The 19,026-nt window shown below is 70.4% G+C and carries 21 protein-coding genes; 14 read left to right on the forward strand and 7 right to left on the reverse strand.

Annotation, left to right across the window (positions count from 1 at the left end):
- From KTR66_RS21055 to serS, 9 genes are all read left to right on the forward strand, one after another.
- On the forward strand, nt 1–314 hold a 314-nt coding region (locus tag KTR66_RS21055), incomplete at its 5' end, for an SPOR domain-containing protein (protein WP_249732319.1).
- Between the two features lies 1 nt (nt 315).
- Nucleotides 316–1,242 (forward strand): beta-N-acetylhexosaminidase, encoded by a 927-nt coding sequence (gene nagZ, locus KTR66_RS21060; RefSeq protein ID WP_249732320.1) that lies wholly within the window; start codon nt 316–318, stop codon nt 1,240–1,242.
- Between the two features lie 115 nt (nt 1,243–1,357).
- Complete coding sequence (locus KTR66_RS21065; RefSeq protein WP_249732323.1) at nt 1,358–2,050, forward strand: site-2 protease family protein; 693 nt, start codon at nt 1,358–1,360, stop codon at nt 2,048–2,050.
- On the forward strand, nt 2,047–2,811 hold the full coding sequence (locus tag KTR66_RS21070) for a ScpA family protein (protein ID WP_213616131.1): 765 nt from the start codon (nt 2,047–2,049) through the stop codon (nt 2,809–2,811). Before KTR66_RS21065 ends, KTR66_RS21070 begins: the two co-directional genes overlap by 4 nt.
- Nucleotides 2,801–3,439, forward strand: coding sequence for an SMC-Scp complex subunit ScpB (scpB, locus tag KTR66_RS21075; RefSeq protein ID WP_213616133.1), 639 nt, complete (start codon nt 2,801–2,803; stop codon nt 3,437–3,439). Before KTR66_RS21070 ends, scpB begins: the two co-directional genes overlap by 11 nt.
- A gap of 40 nt (nt 3,440–3,479) precedes the next feature.
- Nucleotides 3,480–4,568, forward strand: a complete 1,089-nt coding sequence (locus KTR66_RS21080; RefSeq protein WP_213616135.1) for an ABC transporter ATP-binding protein — start codon at nt 3,480–3,482, stop codon at nt 4,566–4,568.
- A 73-nt stretch (nt 4,569–4,641) separates the two neighbouring features.
- A complete protein-coding gene (gene tatB, locus KTR66_RS21085) occupies nt 4,642–5,229 on the forward strand; it encodes a Sec-independent protein translocase protein TatB (RefSeq protein ID WP_213616137.1) in 588 nt (195 codons plus the stop codon).
- Between the two features lie 52 nt (nt 5,230–5,281).
- The gene (gene tatC / locus KTR66_RS21090) at nt 5,282–6,034 is read left to right on the forward strand and encodes a twin-arginine translocase subunit TatC (protein WP_213616247.1); all 753 of its coding nucleotides are present in this window, start codon (nt 5,282–5,284) and stop codon (nt 6,032–6,034) included.
- Nucleotides 6,035–6,059: 25 nt separating this feature from the next.
- Nucleotides 6,060–7,322: a serine--tRNA ligase gene (gene serS / locus KTR66_RS21095; RefSeq protein WP_213616139.1), complete on the forward strand. Its 1,263-nt coding sequence runs from the start codon at nt 6,060–6,062 to the stop codon at nt 7,320–7,322.
- Nucleotides 7,323–7,352: 30 nt separating this feature from the next.
- Here serS and KTR66_RS21100 read toward each other — a convergent pair whose 3' ends face one another.
- Nucleotides 7,353–8,171, reverse strand: coding sequence for a DUF169 domain-containing protein (locus KTR66_RS21100; protein WP_213616141.1), 819 nt, complete (start codon nt 8,169–8,171; stop codon nt 7,353–7,355).
- A 69-nt stretch (nt 8,172–8,240) separates the two neighbouring features.
- Here KTR66_RS21100 and KTR66_RS21105 point away from each other — a divergent pair, with 69 nt between their 5' ends.
- The 3 genes from KTR66_RS21105 to KTR66_RS21115 are packed head-to-tail and all read left to right on the forward strand — an operon-like array spanning nt 8,241 to nt 10,409.
- Entirely contained in the window at nt 8,241–9,206 is a 966-nt protein-coding gene (locus KTR66_RS21105; protein ID WP_213616143.1) for an oxaloacetate decarboxylase, read from the forward strand.
- Nucleotides 9,207–9,224: 18 nt separating this feature from the next.
- On the forward strand, nt 9,225–10,097 hold the full coding sequence (locus tag KTR66_RS21110) for an N-formylglutamate amidohydrolase (protein WP_213616145.1): 873 nt from the start codon (nt 9,225–9,227) through the stop codon (nt 10,095–10,097).
- Between the two features lie 6 nt (nt 10,098–10,103).
- Nucleotides 10,104–10,409: a hypothetical protein gene (locus tag KTR66_RS21115; protein WP_213616147.1), complete on the forward strand. Its 306-nt coding sequence runs from the start codon at nt 10,104–10,106 to the stop codon at nt 10,407–10,409.
- Between the two features lie 99 nt (nt 10,410–10,508).
- Here KTR66_RS21115 and KTR66_RS21120 read toward each other — a convergent pair whose 3' ends face one another.
- Nucleotides 10,509–11,471, reverse strand: coding sequence for an NAD(P)-dependent oxidoreductase (locus KTR66_RS21120; RefSeq protein WP_213616149.1), 963 nt, complete (start codon nt 11,469–11,471; stop codon nt 10,509–10,511).
- 4 nt (nt 11,472–11,475) lie between these two features.
- Nucleotides 11,476–12,441, reverse strand: a complete 966-nt coding sequence (locus KTR66_RS21125) for a tripartite tricarboxylate transporter substrate binding protein (RefSeq protein ID WP_213616151.1) — start codon at nt 12,439–12,441, stop codon at nt 11,476–11,478.
- A gap of 94 nt (nt 12,442–12,535) precedes the next feature.
- Between KTR66_RS21125 and KTR66_RS21130 the strand changes: the two genes are divergently transcribed.
- Together KTR66_RS21130 and KTR66_RS21135 are read left to right on the forward strand one after the other, a co-directional pair.
- Nucleotides 12,536–13,888, forward strand: a complete 1,353-nt coding sequence (locus tag KTR66_RS21130) for an LLM class flavin-dependent oxidoreductase (protein ID WP_213616153.1) — start codon at nt 12,536–12,538, stop codon at nt 13,886–13,888.
- A complete protein-coding gene (locus tag KTR66_RS21135) occupies nt 13,885–14,844 on the forward strand; it encodes a tripartite tricarboxylate transporter substrate binding protein (RefSeq protein ID WP_213616155.1) in 960 nt (319 codons plus the stop codon). Before KTR66_RS21130 ends, KTR66_RS21135 begins: the two co-directional genes overlap by 4 nt.
- 7 nt (nt 14,845–14,851) lie before the next feature.
- Here KTR66_RS21135 and KTR66_RS21140 read toward each other — a convergent pair whose 3' ends face one another.
- The 4 genes from KTR66_RS21140 to KTR66_RS21155 all read right to left on the reverse strand — a co-directional run bounded on the left by KTR66_RS21140 (nt 14,852) and on the right by KTR66_RS21155 (nt 18,987).
- Nucleotides 14,852–15,412 carry an HD domain-containing protein gene (locus tag KTR66_RS21140; RefSeq protein ID WP_213616157.1) on the reverse strand — a complete coding sequence of 187 codons (561 nt, stop codon included), beginning with the start codon at nt 15,410–15,412 and terminating at the stop codon, nt 14,852–14,854.
- A gap of 72 nt (nt 15,413–15,484) precedes the next feature.
- Entirely contained in the window at nt 15,485–16,084 is a 600-nt protein-coding gene (locus KTR66_RS21145; RefSeq protein ID WP_213616159.1) for a glutathione S-transferase N-terminal domain-containing protein, read from the reverse strand.
- Nucleotides 16,085–16,198: 114 nt separating this feature from the next.
- On the reverse strand, nt 16,199–17,167 hold the full coding sequence (locus tag KTR66_RS21150; protein ID WP_213616161.1) for a tripartite tricarboxylate transporter substrate binding protein: 969 nt from the start codon (nt 17,165–17,167) through the stop codon (nt 16,199–16,201).
- A gap of 5 nt (nt 17,168–17,172) precedes the next feature.
- The gene (locus KTR66_RS21155; protein ID WP_213616163.1) at nt 17,173–18,987 is read right to left on the reverse strand and encodes a CocE/NonD family hydrolase; all 1,815 of its coding nucleotides are present in this window, start codon (nt 18,985–18,987) and stop codon (nt 17,173–17,175) included.
- Nucleotides 18,988–19,026: the final 39 nt, after the last annotated feature.

Here is a 19,026-nt window from a genome sequence, read left to right on the forward strand (position 1 = left end):
AGCCCGCCGCGCGCCCGGCCGCGACGCCCGCACCCGCGCAACAGGCCCGGCCCGCGCCGGCCGCCGGCGGCCGCTTCATGGTGCAGTTCGCCGCGACCCGCAGCGAGGAGGCCGCCCGCACCGAGTGGGAGCGCCTGCAGCGCCGCATTCCTGAACTCGCGGGCCGGCAGCCCATCATCACGCGGCTGGAGCGGGACGGGCAGCCGACCCTCTGGCGCGTCCGCACCGGCGGCTTCGCAGATGCCGCCGCCGCCCGCGCCTTCTGCGAGCCCATCCGCGCGCGGGAGATCGCCTGCATCCCGGCGGGTGGCTGAGATGAAGGCCGCCATCATCGGGGTCTCGGGCCTCCGCCTCACGGCGGAGGAGGCGACCCTGCTGCGCCGTCACCGCCCGCTCGGCGCCATCCTCTTCGCCCGCAACGTGGCCGACCCCGCCCAACTTCGCGCGCTGACCGCCGAAATGCGCGAGTGCCTGGGCCGCGAGGCACCCATCCTGGTGGACCAGGAGGGCGGCCGCGTGGCGCGCCTCAAGCCGCCGCATTGGCGCGCCCATCCCCCGGCTGCCACCTTCGAGAATGGCCCGGAGGCCGCCGCCCAGGCCACCGCCGCCGCGATCGGCGCCGAATGCCGCGCCGTCGGTCTCGATGTGGTCTGCGCCCCGGTGCTGGATCTCCGCCTGCCGGGCATGCACCAGGTGATCGGCGATCGCGCCTTTTCCGCCGATCCGGCCGAGGTCACGCGCCTCGCCGGCGCCTGGATCGCGGGCCTGCGGCAATCCGGCGTGCAGCCCGTCATCAAGCACATCCCCGGCCATGGCCGCGCGACGCTGGACAGCCATGAAGCGCTGCCGGTCGTGACCGCCAGCCGCGCAGAGCTCGCCGCCGATTTCGCGCCCTTCCGGGCGCTGGGCACTCCCGACCTCTGGGGCATGACGGCGCATATCCTCTACACCGCGCTGGACGAGGCCCGCTGCGCCACCCTCTCGCCCCAGGTGATCGCCCAGGTGATCCGCGGCGAGATCGGCTTCGAGGGTTTTCTCCTCTCGGACGACCTCGGGATGAAGGCGCTGGCCGGCAATTTCGCGGAGCTCACGCTGGCCGCCCTTGGCGCGGGCTGCGACGCGGTGCTGCATTGCTCGGGCAAATTCGCCGAGACCGCCTCGGTGCTGGAGGCCGCCCCGCCGCTCACCGAGCGCGCGGCGGCCCGCCTCGCCGCCTCGCGCGGGCAAAGCCGGGCGGCCTAGGGCATGCTGCGCTCGCTGCCGCTCACTTCGCAGGCTCTGGCCTTTGTTTTCAGAGCATCTTCACGCGTTCAGATGATTCCATCCGAACGCGATCTGCTCTAGCCGCGTGCTCGAGATGCTGCCCCAGCTCGCCATCGCGGTGATGGCGAGCGTCATCGCCATCACCCTGCATGAGGCGGCGCATGGCTATGCGGCGCTCTCCCTGGGCGACCCCACGGCCAAGTGGATGGGCCGCATCTCCCTGAACCCGATCCGCCATGTGGACCCGGTGGGGACGCTGCTGGTGCCGGGCATCCTGCTCGTCTCGCAGCTTCTGGCCACGGGGCGCGTGGATGTGATGTTCGGCTGGGCCAAGCCCGTGCCGGTGGATGTGCGCAACTTCGCCAATCCGCGCGTGGGGATGATGTGGGTGGCCATCGCCGGGCCGGCCATGAATTTCGTTCTGGCCTTCATCGCGGCCCTGCTGATCCACCCCGCCTCCTGGCTGGAGGGTTCTCTCTCGGCCGACTCGATGGCGCTGGTCTATCGCTTCCTGGCCCTTTCCATCCTCGCGAATCTGGTGCTCGGCCTGTTCAACCTCTTTCCCATTCCGCCGCTGGACGGCGGCCGCATCATGGTGGGCCTGCTGCCGATGCGGGCTGCCATGGCCTATGCGCGGCTGGAACCGGCGGGGTTGTTCATCGTCCTCGGCGTGCTCTTCCTGCTGCCGGCGCTGATCCCGGCCTTCCAGCCCATGGATGTCTTCCTCCGCGAGATCATCCGCCCCGCCTTCGATTTCACGCTGCGCGCCGCCGGAGTGAACCCTTGAGCGGCGTCCAGGAATCGCTCCAGCTCGAGCTGGAGGGCTACCAGGGCCCGCTCGACGTGCTGCTGGAACTGGCGCGCGCGCAGAAGGTGGATATCCGCCAGATCTCCATCCTCGCACTCGTGGACCAGTTCCTCGCCATCGTCGAAGGCGCGCGCCGCGTCCGCCTGGAACTCGCCGCGGACTGGCTCGTCATGGCCGCCTGGCTCGCCTGGCTGAAATCCCGCCTGCTGCTGCCCGAGGAGGAGCGCGGGCCGGAGGAAGAGGACCCCATCCTCGCCGCGCACCGCCTGACGGAGCGCCTGGCCGAGCTGGACCGCATGCGCGCCGCCGCCGCCTGGCTGCAGAGCCGCGCCCAGCTGGGGCGCGAGGTGTTTGCCCGCGGCGCCCCGGAATCGCTGCGCGTGGAGGACCGTTCGGGCATCGTGGCCGACCTCGCTTCGCTCTTGCGCGCCTATGCCACGGCGCGGCGGCGGGGGGCGGCGGACCGGCCCTTCACGCCCAAGCCGCGCAAGCTCTGGTCGGTGGCCGAGGCGCTGGCCCGGCTGCAATGGCTGATCGGCAGCACGCCGGGCTGGAACACGCTCGCAAGCTTTCTGCCGGACGGGCTGCTCTCGCCGCTCGATCGCAAGGCGGCGGTGGCCAGCACGCTGATCGCCGCGCTGGAAGCCGCACGCGGCGGCGGCGTCGAATTGCGCCAGGAGGAGGTCTTCGGCCCCATCCTGCTGCGCCGTCACGAGGGGGACCTCTATCATGCCAGCTGACACCGACATCGAAGCCCCGGCCGAGACGCCCGCCGTGAACCCGGCCGATTTCGAGCACGGCCTGCGCGTGGCCGAGGCGCTGATCTTCGCCTCCGAACGCCCGGTCCCGGCGGCCCGCGTGCAGCTCGCGCTCCCGCCCGGCATTGATGCGCAGAGCGTGCTGACGGCGCTGCTCGCCCGCACCGCCGGCCGGCCGGTGGAGCTGGTGGAGGTGGGCGGCGGCTATGCCTTCCGCACCGCGCAGGACCTGGCGCCGGCCATCACCCGCGTGGTGGAGGTGCCGCGCCGCCTGCCGCGCGTGGCGATGGAGGCGCTGTCCATCGTCGCCTACCACCAGCCCGTTACCCGCGCCGAGATCGAGGAGATCCGCGGCGCGGCGCTGGCCCAGGCCAGCCTGGACGCGCTGCTGGATGCCGGGCTGATCGCGCCGCGCGGCCGCAAGGAGGCGCCGGGCCGCCCCACCCTCTGGGCCACCACCGCCCGCTTCCTGGACCAGTTCGGCCTGAAATCGCTGAACGAGCTGCCCCGCAAGGAGGAGCTGGTCTCGAGCGACATCGCGGCCATGGAACTGGCGCCGCCGCCGACCGGCGCGCCGCCGCTCATCGCCGAGGGCCAGCACGCGGCCTGACCCTTATGGACAGGGCGGGCCGACCCGCCCAAAAGGCAGCATGAGCCTCATTCTCTCCGAGATCCGCCACAGCTATGGCGAGCGCGAGGTGCTGCGCGGCATCACCATCGAGGTGGCGCGGGGCGAAATCGTCTGCCTGCTCGGCCCCTCGGGCGATGGCAAGACGACGCTGCTGCGCCTCGTGGCCGGGCTTGAGCATCTGCAGCAGGGCCGCATCCTCCTCGATGGCAAGGTGCTGGCCGAACCGGGGCAGGACATCCCGCCCGAGGCGCGCCATGTGGGCTTCGTCTTCCAGGACTACGCGCTGTTTCCGCATTTGACCGTGCAGGAGAATGTGGCCTTCGGCCTGCGCGGCATGCCCAAGGGCGACCGCGTCTGGCGCGTGGCCGAGGCGCTGGCCCGGGTCGGCCTGGAAGCCTATGCCAGCGCCTGGCCGCACCAGCTCTCGGGCGGGCAGCAGCAGCGGGTCGCGCTGGCCCGGGCGCTGGCGCCGCGCCCGGCCGTGCTGCTGCTGGACGAGGCCTTCGCGAGCCTCGACGCCCGGCTGCGGGAGCAGGTGCGGGACGACACGCTGCATGTGCTGCAGGAGGCCGGGATCCCGGCCCTGATCGTCACCCATGACGCCGAGGAGGCGATGTTCATGGCCGACCGCATCGCCCTGATGCGGGAGGGGCGGGTGGTCCAGCTCGGCACGCCCGAGGAGCTGTATCTCCAGCCCGCCGACCCCTTCGTCGCCACCTTCCTGGGCGAGGTGAACCGCCTGCCGGCCCGGATTCGCGAGGGCCAGGCCGTCAGCGTCATCGGCTGCGCGCCCGCCGGGGGCCTGCCCGATGGCAGCGCGGCCGAATTGCTGCTCCGCCCCGAGGGGCTGCGTGTGGTGCCCGCCGGGCAGGAGGGCAGCACGCTGGCCGAGGTCGAGGCCTGCCGCCTGCTGGGCGCCACCACGCTGGTCCATATGGCGGTGGCCGATGGGGAGGGCGGCGTGCTCCACCTGCATGCCCGCCTGCCCCCCGGCGCCACGCTGGTGCGCGGCCAGATGGTCGGTGTGGCGCTGGATCCGGGCCGCGCCTTCGCTTTTCCGCGCATCCAGGGGGGTGTCCCCGGTGCAACCGAGCCCCTGAGCGCCTAGATAGCGCCAAGCCGCATTGGCGGCGCGCCGGGCTGCTGGTATCCAGGGCCGCGGAAACCGTATTGGGGATGGGATGCTCGACCTCGCCTGGTCCGAGATTTTGTTGATCGCCGTGGTGGCGCTGGTGGTGATCGGGCCCAAGGACCTGCCCGGCGCCATTCGCGGAATCGCGGACCTCATCAAGACCGGCAAGAAGAAGCTGGCCAGCTTCCAGCAGCAGGCGGATGAGCTGGTGCGCGAGGCGAAGCTGGACGAGGTCCGCAACCAGATCGCCGAGGTGAAGGGCGCGATCAACGAGATCCGCAGCTTCGACCTGAAGGGTGAGATCACCAAGACGGTGGATGCCGACGGCACGCTGACCAAGACCTTCTCCGAGAATCCGCTGGGCGGCAGCAGCACGCCGGCCTGGACGCCCCCGCCGACCGCGCGCGACACGCCCGATGCGCCCGCGATGATCCCGCCGCAGACCATGGCGCCCTACAAGGCGCCCGATCCGGTGCCCCCGCCGCCGGCGCCCGACATGCCCTCCTTCGTGCCGCCGTCCACGCCCGCGCCGCTGAATGTGGCGCCGCCGCCCGCGCCGGCGCCCGTGACCCCGCCTGCGCCCACGACCGCGACCCCTGACACGCCCGCGGCGGAAGCCGCCGCCAAGACCGCCTGAGGCCGCCTTGTCCAATACCGCGCAAGACGACGATCCCATCAACGACAAGCCGATGCCGCTCATCGAGCATCTGATGGAGCTGCGCCAGCGGCTCCTCTGGTCGGTTGGCGCCTTCTTCATCGCTTTCGCGCTCTGCTATTATTTCAGCACGAACATCTACGGCTTCCTGGCCGCGCCGCTCGCCAACGTCCTGTATGAGCAGGGCGGTGGCGACCGCCGGATGATCTTCACGGCGCTCTACGAGGCCTTCTTCACCTATCTGAAGGTGGCCTTCTTCGGCGCCGTCTTCTTCTCATTCCCGATCTGGGCGACGCAGCTCTGGCTCTTCATCGCGCCGGGCCTGTACCGGAGCGAGAAGCGGGCGATCATGCCCTTCCTGGTCGCCTCGCCCATCCTGTTCCTGCTGGGCGCGGCGCTGGCCTATTACTTCATCTTCCCGCTGGCCTGGCACTTCTTCATCAGCTTCGAGACGCCGGCCGGCGCCGGCACGGTGCCGATCCAGCTGGAGGCGAAGGTGAGCGAGTATCTCTCGCTCGTCATGCACATGATCCTGGCCTTCGGCCTCGCCTTCCAGATGCCGGTGGCGCTGGTGCTGCTGTGCCGCGTGGGCATCCTCAGCGTGGCGAGCCTGCGCAAGGGGCGGCGCTACGCGATCGTGGGGATGTTCGTGCTGGCCGCGATCATCACGCCGCCGGATGTGATCAGTCAGGTCGGCCTCGCCGTGCCGCTGATCCTGCTCTACGAGATCTCGATCCTCTTCGCGGCCTGGATGACGCCCAAGCCGCCGCCGGAAGAAACGGCGTAGTCTCTCTCTTCACGGTGAACTGACCATGCATGACATCAGGGCGGTGCGCGCCGATGCGGCCGCATTCGACGCGGCGATGGCGCGGCGGGGGCTGGCGCCGCAGTCCGCGACGCTGATCGCACTCGACGAGGCTCGGCGCGAGGCGATCCGCGGCACCGAGGCGGCGCAGAGCCGCCGCAACGAACTCAGCCGCGAGATCGGCGCGGCCATGAAGCGCGGCGACAAGGATGAGGCGGAGCGTCTGAAGGCCGAGGTCGCCGCCATTCAGGCCGCCGCCGCCTCCGACCTGCCGGGCCAGCGTGAGCGCGAGCTGACGGCCGCGCTGGAGGTTCTGCCGAACATCCTCGATGCCGAGGTGCCCGAGGGCCGCGACGAGACGGCCAATGTCGTGCTGCACACCCACGGTACGCCCGCCGAACTGCCCGACGCCAAGCAGCATTTCGAGCTGGGTGAGGCGCTGGGCCTGATGGACTTCACCGCGGCGACGCGGCTTTCGGGCAGCCGCTTCGTGGTGCTGAAGGGCCAGCTCGCGCGGCTGGAGCGGGCGCTTGGGCAATGGATGCTGGGCCTGCATGTGGACACGCATGGCTACATGGAAGTGGCGCCGCCGCTGCTGGTGAACGCCACCACGCTCTATGGCACGAACCAGCTGCCGAAGTTCGAGGAAGACCTGTTCAAGACGGGCGATCACTACCTGATCCCGACGGCCGAGGTGCCGCTGACGAACCTCGTCGCCGACCAGGTGATCGCCGAGCCGGTGGAGCCTTTGCGCTACACGGCGCTGACGCCCTGCTTCCGGTCTGAGGCCGGTTCGGCGGGGCGGGACACGCGCGGCATGCTGCGCCAGCACCAGTTCAGCAAGGTGGAGATGGTTTCCATCACGCGGCCGGAGGACAGCGATGCCGAGCATGAGCGCATGACGCGCTGTGCCGAGGCGGTGCTGACGGCGCTGGGGCTGACCTGGCGGCGGGTGTTCCTGTGTGCCGGCGATACGGGCTTCGGGGCGGCGCGGACCTATGACCTGGAGGTCTGGCTGCCAGGGCAGAAGGCCTGGCGGGAGATTTCCTCCTGCTCGAATTGCCGGGATTTCCAGGCGCGGCGGATGAAGGCGCGGTTCAAGCGCGGCAAGGAAATGGTCTTGCCGCACACGCTGAACGGCTCGGGCGTGGCCGTGGGCCGTGCCCTGATCGCGGTGATGGAAACCCACCAGCAGCCCGACGGGACCATTCTGGTCCCCGAGGTTCTCCGCCCCTGGATGGGCGTTGCGGTGGTGGGGTGCGGGGCCTGAGGCCCCGGCGGGTGCCGGGCAGAGCCCGGCTTAGCTTTTTCCTGCGTAGCTCTTCCCCATCCCCTCGGCGGGATCGGCCTGCGGCCCATAGGGCATGATCGGATAGCGCAGTCCGGCTTTCGAAAGCCCGCGCAGCCCCGTCACCGCGCGGGCCAGGTCGGCCGGCGGGCAGGCCATCAGCATCTCGTCATCCGCGACGCCGCCATATCGGCGCTCGGCGTAGCAGGGGAGCGAGAGGCAGACGGTGCGGTCGCGCAGGGCGCGGCCCCAGCTATCGGCGCAAGCGCTCTCGCCGGTGATGGAGAAGTCGTAGCGCTGGTAGTTGCGCCACTGCAGCCCGTTGATGAACAAAATCATCTGCGCCGGGTTGCCGTAGAAGAGGCAGATGTCGGGCGGGTCGAGGCGCGCGGCGCGCAGCGGCGAGATGACGAGGCCGTGGTATTCGGCGGGCACGCGGGGCATCTGCGCCTGGTGTGCGGCCGAGGCCTCGATGTTCTCGAACCAGACGCCCTCCATCTTGCGGCCGGAGAGGTAGAGCTCGGAGGGCGTGTTCAGGCCGATCACGCCGCCGCAATTGCTGAATTCGGGCACGTTCTCGTGCGTCACGCCGAGCGTGAAGCCGGCGAGGCGCGCTTGCGTGACAAGCTGGCAGGTGGAGAAGCGCTTGCCCGGCGTGGGCCGGCGCAGGCCGGGGACGGCGGCCATCTCGTCGGGGTCGCGGAAGAGCTTCATGCCGATGGGCAGGGTGCGCAGGCGGAGCAGCTCGGTCAGCGCATGGGCGTGCTCGGCGATGGCGGTGGCCCCGAGTTCTTTTGTGGCTTGCGGCGCTTCGGGCGATCCATCTGGCATGGCGGCGTTCCTCTGTTATTCTCGGAAGCCTCGCACGGGGCCTCGCCCGGCGGAAGACGGGAGAGTGGCATGCGGTTGGGTCAGGCGCAGACGGGACGCCCCGGTGAGCGGTTTCGCGCCTTGCTGGCCACGCACAAGCCGCTGGTGGTGCCGGGCTGCTACAATGCGCTCTCGGCGCTGATCCTGGAGGAGGCGGGGTTCGAGGCGGTCTATATGTCCGGCTACGGCACCTCGATCGGGCTGCTCGGCCTGCCGGATGCGGGGCTCGCGACACTCAGCGAGATGGCGCTGAACGCGAAGCTGATCGCGAGTGCCGTGCGCGTGCCGGTGATCGCGGATGGCGATACGGGCCATGGCAATGCGATCAACGTGGTGCGCTGCGTGGAGGAGTTCATCCGTTCGGGCGTGGCGGGAATCCATCTGGAGGACCAGGTGGCGCCGAAGCGCTGCGGCCATGTGGCGGGGCGCGAAGTGATCGGCCGCACGGAGGCGGTGGCCAAGATCCGCGCGGCGGCCGATACGCGCAGCGCGATCGACCCGAGCTTCCTCATCATCGCGCGCACCGATAGCCGCGGCGCGCATGGCGGCTCGCTGGAGGAGGCGATCTGGCGCGCGAATGCGTTCCTGGATGCCGGTGCGGACCAGGCCTTCGTCGAAGGGCCCGCGAGCGAGGCGGAGGTGGAGCGCATCACGCGCGAGGTGAAGGGCCCGGTCTTCTACAACATGACCGGCATCTCGCCGCGCATGAGCGCCGAGCGCATGGGCGAACTGGGGATCGCCACCTGCATCCTGCCCGGCGCGCTGCTCCGGCAATCCATCATGGCGATGGGGGACCTCGCCGCCGAGCTGCGCCGCGACGGGCCGATGGCGGAAGCGCGGATGACGGAGCGGCTCTCCAACCACCGCCTCGGCAACCTGCACAAATTCTCGGGCTTCGATGAGATCCGCGCGCTGGAGCAGGCCTATCTGCCGCCCGAGGCGCAGGAGAAATACGAGGGTGGTCTCGGCCATCGCCCGGATGCGCCGCGCGGATGACGCGCGTTGGCGCATGACATGATCGCCCCGGCCGAATTGCGCCCGCGCGCCTTCGACCTGACGCGCCCGGTGCATCACGTGGCGCCGCTGGTCTTCGTCTCCGCGCATTCGGGGCGCGATTACCCGGAGGAGTTCCTGGCCGCCGCGCGGCTGGACGCCACGGCGCTGCGCAAGAGCGAGGACGCCTTCGTGGAGGAGCTGTTTGCCGCCGCGCCATCGCTGGGCGCGCCCTTGCTCGCCGCCCGCTTCCCGCGCGCCTGGTGCGACGCGAACCGCGAGCCCTGGGAACTCGATCCCGGCATGTTCGACGAGCCGCTGCCCGATTGGGTGAATTCCGCGAGCCCGCGCGTGGGCGCGGGCCTCGGCACCATCGCGCGCGTGGTGGCGAATGGCGAGGCGATCTATCGGCGGCGGCTTTCCTTCCAGGAGGCGGAGCGGCGCGTGCGGCTTTCGTGGGAGCCGTTCCACGCCACGCTGGCCGCCCTGGTGGCCGAGACGCGCGAGCGCTTCGGGTTCTGCCTGCTGGTGGATTGCCACTCCATGCCGAGCGGCATCGGCCCGAACGGCGAAGGCCCGGAATTCGTGCTGGGCGATGCGCATGGCTCGGCCTGCGCGCCGCGCGCCACACGCGCCATCGAGGCGCTGCTGCAGGCGCGCGGGCGCAGGGTCCAGCGCAACGATCCCTATGCCGGCGGCTACATCACGCGGCATTACGGCCGCCCGCGCGAGAATATCCACGCGATCCAGATCGAGATCGCGCGCAGCCTCTACATGGATGAGGCGCGGGTGGAGCGCGCGCCCGGCTTCGCGGGCTTCCAGGCGGAGATCTCCGCGCTGGTGGAAGCGCTGCTGGGCCTCGGCTGGGGCGGGCTGCTCAAGGGCGGCAAGTAGGTTCCGATGAGCGAGGAACGGCCCTTCGGGCTGGACCCGGGCCGCATCACCGATGTGGGGCGGGACGGCAAGCCACTCCCGCCCGAGGTGCCACCGCCCGAATGGCTCTCCCGCCGGCACCGGCTGATCCTCGGGCTGTTTGCGCTGGGGGGCATCGTGGTGGGGGCGCTGGCGGGTGCCACGATCGCGGCCTTCGCGTCAGGCGCGCGGGGTTGGGCGGCTGTGCTGGCCTTGATGACGCTCGCGGCCTCGCCTTTGCTGGTGCTGGGGCCCGTGCAGGACTGGTGGCGGCACCGGCGGAAGCGGGGCTAGAGCCATTTCACCGCAAGCGAAGACGGTGAAACGGCTCCAGCACATTGTTTTCACGCATTTTCCGAGTCGCCAAGCAAAGCTGCCTGGCTTGAAAATGCTCTAACCGCCGAGTTTCAGCCGCGTGGCCTGCGGCCCGTTCACCGCGCCTTCCGGCATTCGCCCGGCGGCGAGTGCCGCGATCTGCCGCACCGTGTCCATCGCCTGGTGCTCGGCGGCGGCGGGCGTGAGCCCACCCACATGCGGCGTGGCGATCACATCTGCGCGCGCGGCGAGGCGCGGGTTGGGCATCTGGTCCGGAAAACTGCCGACATCCATGGCCGCGCCGGCGAGATGGCCGGATTCCAGCGCGGCCTCCAGCGCCGCTTCATCCACCAATTCGCCGCGCGAGAGGTTGATGAAGAAGGCGCCGCGCCGCATGGCGGCGAAGGCGCCCGCATTCATCAGGTGCCGCGTCTCCGGCGTGGAGAGGGCGAGGCAGACGATGATGTCGGCCTGAAGCACCTCGGGCAATGTGTGCGTGCCGGTCTGCGGGTCATGGGCCAGCACCCGCATGCCCATGGCCGTCGCCACCTCGGCCATCCGCCGTGCGATGCGGCCATAGCCCACGAGGCCGAGCGTGGCACCGCGCAATTGCAGCCCTGGCCGCACCTCCGGGATGCGGCCCGCGCGGTAATCCTGCACGGCTCGGCTCACGCCCCGCGCCAGATCCACCATGAAGCCGAGGCCCAGCTCCACCACCGCATCCACGAAGCCCGGCGTGGCTTGTGTCACGAGGATGCCGTGGCGCGAGGCGGCGGCGACATCCACCGTGCTGATATCCACCGCGCAGCGCAGGAAGGCCTTGAGCTGTGGGCTGTTGGCGAAGGTCGCCTCGGTGCCCGGGCTGCCGCGATAGGCGATGATGGCGTCGCAGCCCTGCGCGGCCTCGGCCAGGGCCTCGTCGCGCAACTCGGCCTCGCCATGGTTGCGGACGACCTCCGCATGCTGCTGCAACGCTGCCAATGCGCGTTCGCCGAAATAGCCGGGGAAGGAGAGCGTGCCGTGGCTGAGATAGACGCGCACGCGCTCAATCCGGCCGCGCGCCGGAAGCGCGGATCACGGGCGCCCAGCGCGCGGTCTCGGCGCGCAGGAAGGCGCTGGCTTCCTCCGGCGTCGTGGGCATCAGCACCAGGCGACGGCCGGCCATGTTCTGCACCAGCTCCGGCTCGCGCAGCACGGCGGTGGCGGCCTGGTTGAGCTGCGCGAGGATGGGCGCGGGCAGGTTGCGCGGGCCCATCAGCGCGGCCCAGTCCATGCCGTCGAAGCCGGGCAGGCCGCTTTCGGCCACCGTCGGCACCTCGGGGATGAGCGAGACGCGCGTGGCGTTCGGCACGGCCAGCACGCGCAGCCGCCCGGCCTCGGCCTGCGGGATGGCGTTGAGCGCCGTGGTGAAGGCGAAATCCACGCGGCCGGCCAGCAGCTCCGGCATCAGCGCGCCGCCACCACGGAAGGGCACATGCGTGGTCTGGATATTCGCCATCAGGTTCAGCTGCTCGCCCGCCACATGCCCGGCCGAGCCCACGCCGGAGGAGCCGAAATTCAGCGTGCCCGGCCGCGCGCGGGCGGCGGCGATGATCTCCGCCACGCTGCGCCAGGGCCGGTCCGCCGGCACGGCGAGCACATTGGGCACCTCGCCCACCAGGGTGATGGCGGTGAGGTCGGTCAGCGGGTCGAAGGGCAGGTTGCCGTAGAGCGTGGGGTTGATGGCGAGCGGCCCGATGGTGCCCAGCAGCAGCGTATAGCCATCGGGCGCGCTGCGCGCCGTCGCTTCGGTCGCGATATTGCCGCCCGCGCCGGGGCGGTTCTCCACCACCACGGGCTGGCCCAGCAGCGCCTGCAGGCGCGGCGCCATGCTGCGGGCGAAGACATCGGTGGAGCCGCCGGCGGCGAAGCCCACCAGGATGCGGATGGGGCGGCTCGGGAAGCCTTGCGCCAGGGCAGGCGCAGCGAGCGGGAGGGCAAGGGCGGAGGCGAGAAGCGTGCGGCGGTTCATCCGCCCATTGCGCCGCCGCGTAGGGAAAGCGTCAAGCCGCTCTTGCACCGCAGGCGGATTGGGCGCGAAGCTTGCTCATTGCAGGAGGGTACCGATGCCGCACCACATGATCCTGGCCGCCAACGCCAATGCGCAGGGCTCCCATGTCGGCGAATGGCGCCACCCGACCGCCTGGGACAAGCCGGCCAGCAATCTCGAGAACGCCATCCGCCTCGCGCGCATCGCCGAAGGCGGAAAGTTCGACCTCCTGTTCCTCGCCGACGGCAATGGCGTGCGCAACCTCGACAAGCCCGACCTCTTCGCCGCGACCAGCCCGTCCGACCGGCCAGGCGTCTTCGAGCCGGTGACGCTGCTCTCCGCACTCGCGATGGTGACGGAGCATGTCGGCCTCGTCGCCACGACGACGACGACCTATGACGAGCCCTTCTCGGTGGCGCGGCGCTTCGCCTCGCTCGATCACATCAGCAAGGGGCGGGCGGGGTGGAACCTCGTCACCACCTCCAACCCGGGCGATGCGCTGAACTTCAGCCATGAGGAACACGTCCCGCGCGATGACCGCTACGAGCGCGCGGGGGAATTCGCGCAGATCGTGAAGGGGCTCTGGGATTCCTGGGCGGATGACGCCTTCCCGCAGGACAAGGCCTCCGGCCGCTTCCTCGATCCGTCCAAGGTCCATGCGCTGAATTTTCGCGGCAAGCATTTCCAGGTGGCCGGCCCGCTGAACGCGCCGCGGCCGCCGCAGGGGCATCCGGTGATCTTCTCCGCCGGCCAGTCGGAGACGGGGAAGGAGCTCTCGGCCGCGACGGCCGATTGCGTCTTCGCCATCGAGGGCACCATCGAGCGCGCGCAGAAGCTCTATGCCGACCTCAAGGGCCGCCTGCCGAAATACGGGCGCAATGCCGACAGCCTGAAGATCCTGAGCGGTGTCACCATCATCGCCGCCGAGACGGAGGAGGAAGCGGAGCAGCTGGCGCGCGAGCTGGATGACCTGGTGCCGCCCGCGGTCGGCCTTGATTATCTCTCGAAGATGGTGGGGGTGAAGATGTCGGCCTATCCGCTGGACGGGCCGTTTCCTGCGCTGGATTTCGAGCATATCGGCCCCACCGGCATCGGCAAGGCGATCGTGGCCAAGGCGCTGGAGCAGAAGATGACGGTGCGCGAGACCTATCGCGCCATCCTGCCGCAGATGGCCGGCAATTTCTTCAAGGGCAGCGCCAAACAGGTGGCCGACCTCATGGAGCGCTGGTTCCTGGAGAAGGCCTGCGACGGCTTCATGATCGCGGCCCCCGTGGTGCCGACGGGGCTGGAGCGTTTCATCCGGCTGGTGGTGCCGGAACTGCAGCGGCGTGGGTTGTTCCGCACGGAGTATTCCGGCCGCACGCTGCGTGACAATCTGGGCCTGTCCAGGCCGGAAAACCGCTTCTTTGTGCAGAGGGCCGCCGAATGAAGCTCACGCGCCGCGCCACCTTCGCCGCCCTCGCCACGCCCGCGCTGGCCCATGCCCAGACCTGGCCTGCGCGGCCCTTGCGCGTGGTGGTCCCTTTCGCACCGGGCGGCGCCACCGACCTCATCGCGCGGCTCATTGCGGACAACCTGGCGCGCCCGCTCGGCCAGCAGGTGGCGGTCGAGAACCGCGCCGGCGCCTTCGGCATCCTGGGCGCGGATGCGGTCGCGAAATCCGCCCCCGATGGCTATACGCTGCTCGCCGGCAGCCCGGGGCCCATGGCGGTGAACCCCTTCGTCTATCGCACGCTGCCCTATGACCCGGCGCGCGATCTGGTCGGCGTCTCAATGGTCGCACTCATCCCCTATGTGATGGTGGTGCCGGCCTCGCTCGGCGTCAGCAATGTCGCGGAGTTCCTGGCCCTCGCACGCTCCCGCCCGGGCTCGATCAATTTCGCGACCTCGGGCATGGCGTCCCGCCTCACCGTCGAGATGTTCCGCGCGCTGGCGGGCGGCGTGGAGATGGAGATGGTGCAGTATCGCGGCGGCGCGCCGGCGCGGACGGACCTGCTGGCCGGGCGCATCCAGCTCGTCATCGAGCAGGCGCCCTCCTTCCTCGAGGATTTCCGCAACGGCACGCTGCGTCCGCTGGCTGTCGGCGGCGCGCGCCGCTTCTCGCTGCTGCCCGATGTGCCGACGCTGCAGGAGGCGGGCATCGCGGGCTATGAGGCCAATGCCTGGCTGGGCTACGCGGCCCCTGCCGGCACGCCCATCGAGATCCGGCGGCGACTGGCGCGCGAGATCGACCAGATCATCCGCATCCCCGAGGTGCGCGACCGGCTCGCGGGCTGGGGTGCGGAGCCCGTGGGCGGCACGCCGGAGGAGATGGATGCGATGCTGACGGCCGAGCGCGCCCGCTGGGCCGAGGTCGTGCGCCGCGCCGGGATCGAGCGGGAGTAGGCCTGGCTCAGGCGGGCCGGATCACGCGCTCGACATACTGCATGAAATGCGAAGCGGGCGGCGTCTCCAGCCCCTTCACCTTGGCCTGCTCGTCGAAGCGGCGAAGCTGCACGGCGTCCTTGTATTCGGGCACCGCCTCGAATTCGGCGACCTCGTCGGGCGACATGGGGCCGCCTTGCAGGCTGAGGCTGAGCACGGAATCCTTGGAGAGCTTGCCGAAATAATCGGCCTCGGTCGCGCAGAGATAGCGCTTGGCGGCGACATGCAGCCGCACCGGCTCGGTCACCTCGGGGCCGAACATGGAGGTGAGGAATTCGTAGCCCAGGCGCTCATGCTCGTCGTCCACGCCCTCTTCGGCCGGGTTCTCGCCGAGGTTGTGGACCATGTGGCCGACATCGTGCAGCAGCGCGGCGGCGATCAGCGCGGGCGCGCAGCCGGCGCGCTCGGCGAGCCAGGCGGATTGCAGCGCGTGCTGGCGCTGGTTGATGTCGGCCAGGCCATAGCGGCCATCGGCCTTCAGCTCGATGAGCTCGGCGATCTGGGCGAGGCGCGGGTCGGTGTGGGACATGGCGGCGGTCTCCTTGGGCGCCGCCCAGTCTAGGCGCGACGGGGGGGGCGGCGAACCCCCGTCGCGAAAATGTCATCCGGCGGGCGGCATGGTGCGCGCCATGGGCGGCAGCGCCACGACCTTGGCGTACCAGGCTTCCAGCTTCGGGTGGCCCGGGCGCCAGGGTTCATGCGCGTAGCGGAAATCGAGGTAGCCGAGCGCGCAGGCGATGGTGATCTCGCCGATGGTGGTGAGCATGCCCAGCGTGTCGGCCTCGGCCTCCAGCGCATCCAGCGCGCGCGCGACCTTGAGCTGCTGGCCCTGGATGTAAGTGATGCGGCCTTCATCCTGCGGCAGGGCCACCTCGCGGCGGCGCGGCTGCGTCGCGTCCATGATGCCATCGCCCAGCGCCTGCTGGCGCAGCGCGTTCCAGCGCGCGGGGCCGGGTGCCGGGAAGAGGCCGGGGGCGCTGCCGACGCTGTCGAGATATTCGCAGATCACCGGGCTGTCATAGAGGCACTGGCCTTCGGGCGTGACGAGCGAGGGCACCTTGGAGAGCGGGTTGACCGGCACCAAGGCGGGGTCCGCGGTGGGGATGGTCCAGCGTTCGATCTGGCCGTCGATGCCGCGGGCGATGGCGGCGGCCATGCATTTCCGGACGTAAGGGCTGGCGGGCGAATAGGCGAGTTTCATCAGGCGTTTCCTTTCTGCGGATGAATCACACGCCCACACCGCCCCGATGGCAAGATGTCCCCCAGTCCTGGGGTCTGGGGCCTCTCGGCCCCAGCCGCCGGAGGCCATTTTTTCTTACTCCGGCCGCAGCCCCCGCGCCCGGATGAAGGCCCCCCAGACCTCGCTATCCTGCCGCATGCGCGCCAGCAGATCCGCCGGCGAGCCGGGGATGGGCACCAGCACGACATCGGTGAGGCGCCGTTGCACGCCCTCATCGGCGAGTGCGGCGCGCACCGCGGCGTTCACCTGGTTCACCACCGGCTCCGGCACGCCGGCCGGGCCGACCAGCCCGAACCAGCCCGGCATGAGCGGCGCCGTGATGCCGGCCTCGGCCTGGGTCACGAGGTCCGGCAGGAAGGGCAGGCGCCTGGGGGCGACGAGCGCGAGCGGCGAGACCGCGCCCGCCCGCACCTGGCCGAGTGCGACGGCGAGGACGATGATCATGAAGTCCGTCTCGCCCGAGATCACGCTGGTCATGGCCTGGCCGGTGCCGGGATAGGGCACATGGGTGAAGCGCACATTCGCGCGGTCGGCGATCATCTCGACCGAGAGATGGGTGGAATTGCCGATGCCCGCACTGGCGTAGGTCAGCCGCCCCGGCTCGGCCCGCGCGCGCTCCAGCAGTTGGGCGACGCTGGTGATGCCCGAGCGCTTGCTCGCGATCAGGATGAAGGGCGCATCCGTGACGGGGGCGACATAGGTGAAGTCGCGCACCGGGTCATAGGGGAGGTTCGGATAGAGATGCGGGTTGAAGGAAAGCTGCGAGACGCCCGAGAGCAGCATGGCCGAGCCATCCGGCGCCTGCTGCTTGAGCAGGTTGATGGCGACCATGCCGTTGGCGCCCGGCCGGTTCTCCACCACCACGGGCTGGCCCAGCACGCGGCCCATGGGCTCGGCGATGATCCGCGCCACCGTGTCATTCGCCGAACCCGGCGGCTGCGGCAGGATCATGCGGAAGGGGCGCGCGGGGATCTGCGCCAGCGCGGGCGTCGCAAGTGGCCCAAGGAGAGGCAAGGTCAGCAGGGCGCGGCGGGTGGCACGCATGCGGGTCACTCCTGATACGGCTTGAGGGGGAGGTCGAGCGCAGAAGCGCCCAGATGCAGGCTCAGCACGGGCGGCCGGCCATGCGGGATCTGCTTGATGTGATGCGCATCGGTGCCCGCCAGCGAGAAGCGCAGGCGCGAGCCCTTCCGGAACACCCAGGAGGTGGGCAGCAGCGGGATGCGCATCCGCTCGGCCTGGCCGGGCGTCAGCGGCTTCGCATCGGCGCGATGGAACGTCCGGTAGGGCCAGGTGGATTGGTAATGCGGCGGGTTCGGCGCCTCCTTGCGGTGCAGGGCGCGCAGCAGGCCCTCGGTCACGTAGCGCGCCGTGCCGTCGGCCTCGATCTCCGAGATGTAGCAGAGGATGGAGGCATCGGCCTCGCTGGAGGCGATCATCAGCTCGGCGATCACATGGCCGCTCAGCACCATGTCGCGCTCGAAGGGCGCGGTGTCGTAGCCGGGCAGGGCGGCCACGCGCTCGGTCCAGTCGGTGTGGTAGTCGAGCGCGTTGATGGCGGCGATACGCTCATAGCGCGTGCCCTCGCCCGAGCCCCAGGCGAAGTCGCTCGGATGATGCGCCACCTCGTTGCTCGCGGGCGCGGTGCCGAGCGCGCCGGGCGCGAAATGCAGCCGCGTGGTCTCCGGGATGGGCGGCCATTGCTGGGCCGCGTTCCACGTCTCGCCATGCATGGAGAAATAGTGGATCGGCGCTTCGTCCCTGAGGCCCGTCTCCCGGCCCATCAGATATTCGTCGAAGAAGCGCAGCATCTCGCCCAGCAGCGCGAATTCCGGCTCGATCCGCCCGCGCCAGGGCGAGACATTGCAGCGCGCGCCGTGATCCCAGGGGCCGAGCAGCAGATGCGTGGGATTGCCCCGCATCGTCAGGTAGCGGGCGATCGCGGAATTGGCGTAGCCCACGCCGTCCAGCCAGCCCGAGACGGCATAGATCGCCACATCCTTCGGGATCTCGTGGCTGACCGCATAGGGGCTGATCTGCGCCGAGGAGAAATTCGGATCATAGGGCAGCGCCTCCTCGCGGAAGGCGAGGTCGGTGATGAAATCCGGCATGCGGAAATTGCCGAGATGCTGCGCCACCGCCTCCCGCACCAGGCTGCCATCCGCGTCCTCATCCACGGGGGCCGGGCCGGCGAGATCGGGATTGGCGAAGTAGCTCACTTTGCCCAGCAGGTCGCGCCGGTCATGGTCCATCGCGACCATCAGCTCGTCATAGACCTGCGCCAGCCGGTTCAGGAACACGCCGCCCGGATAATAGTGATCCGCCCAGGTGTCCCAGACGGCAAAAAGCGGAATGATGGCGCGCACGGCCGGGTGGCCGGTGCTGGCGAGGAAGTCCGAGGCCGCGCCGGGATAGGAGATGCCCGTGGCACCGATGCGCCCGTCCGACCAGGGCTGCGAGACGATCCAGTCGCTGATCTCGCGCGCATCCTCGCGCTCGCGCGGCGAGCGGAAGCTGTCGCGCGTGCCGAAACTGGCCCCCGTGCCGCGAATATCCACCACCACCAGCGCATAACCGCGCGGCACGAAGGCGTCGCGGAACTTCGCCGCGTTCGGGCAGGATTCGCCCTCGCCATCGGGGCGCATCGCGAAGCGGCGGTAATAGGGCGTGTGGATCAGGATGGCCGGCACCGGGCCGGTCACACCTTGCGGCAGCCAGACATCCACCGCGAGGCGGCAGCCATCGCGCATGGTAACGTAGCGGGAGAGGGGTTTTGCCGGCAGGGCGAACTCCGCCGGGCGGGAGGCCCAGTAGCGGCTGGGCGAAATGCGCCAGGCGGCGCTGTTCAGGTCGGCATCGGCCAAGTGTCTTGATCCCCGGAAGCAGGCGGGGAGCTTGGCATG

Origin of the sequence: Roseococcus sp. SDR, from assembly GCF_019083995.1 — a bacterium.
Lineage (GTDB): Bacteria > Pseudomonadota > Alphaproteobacteria > Acetobacterales > Acetobacteraceae > Roseococcus.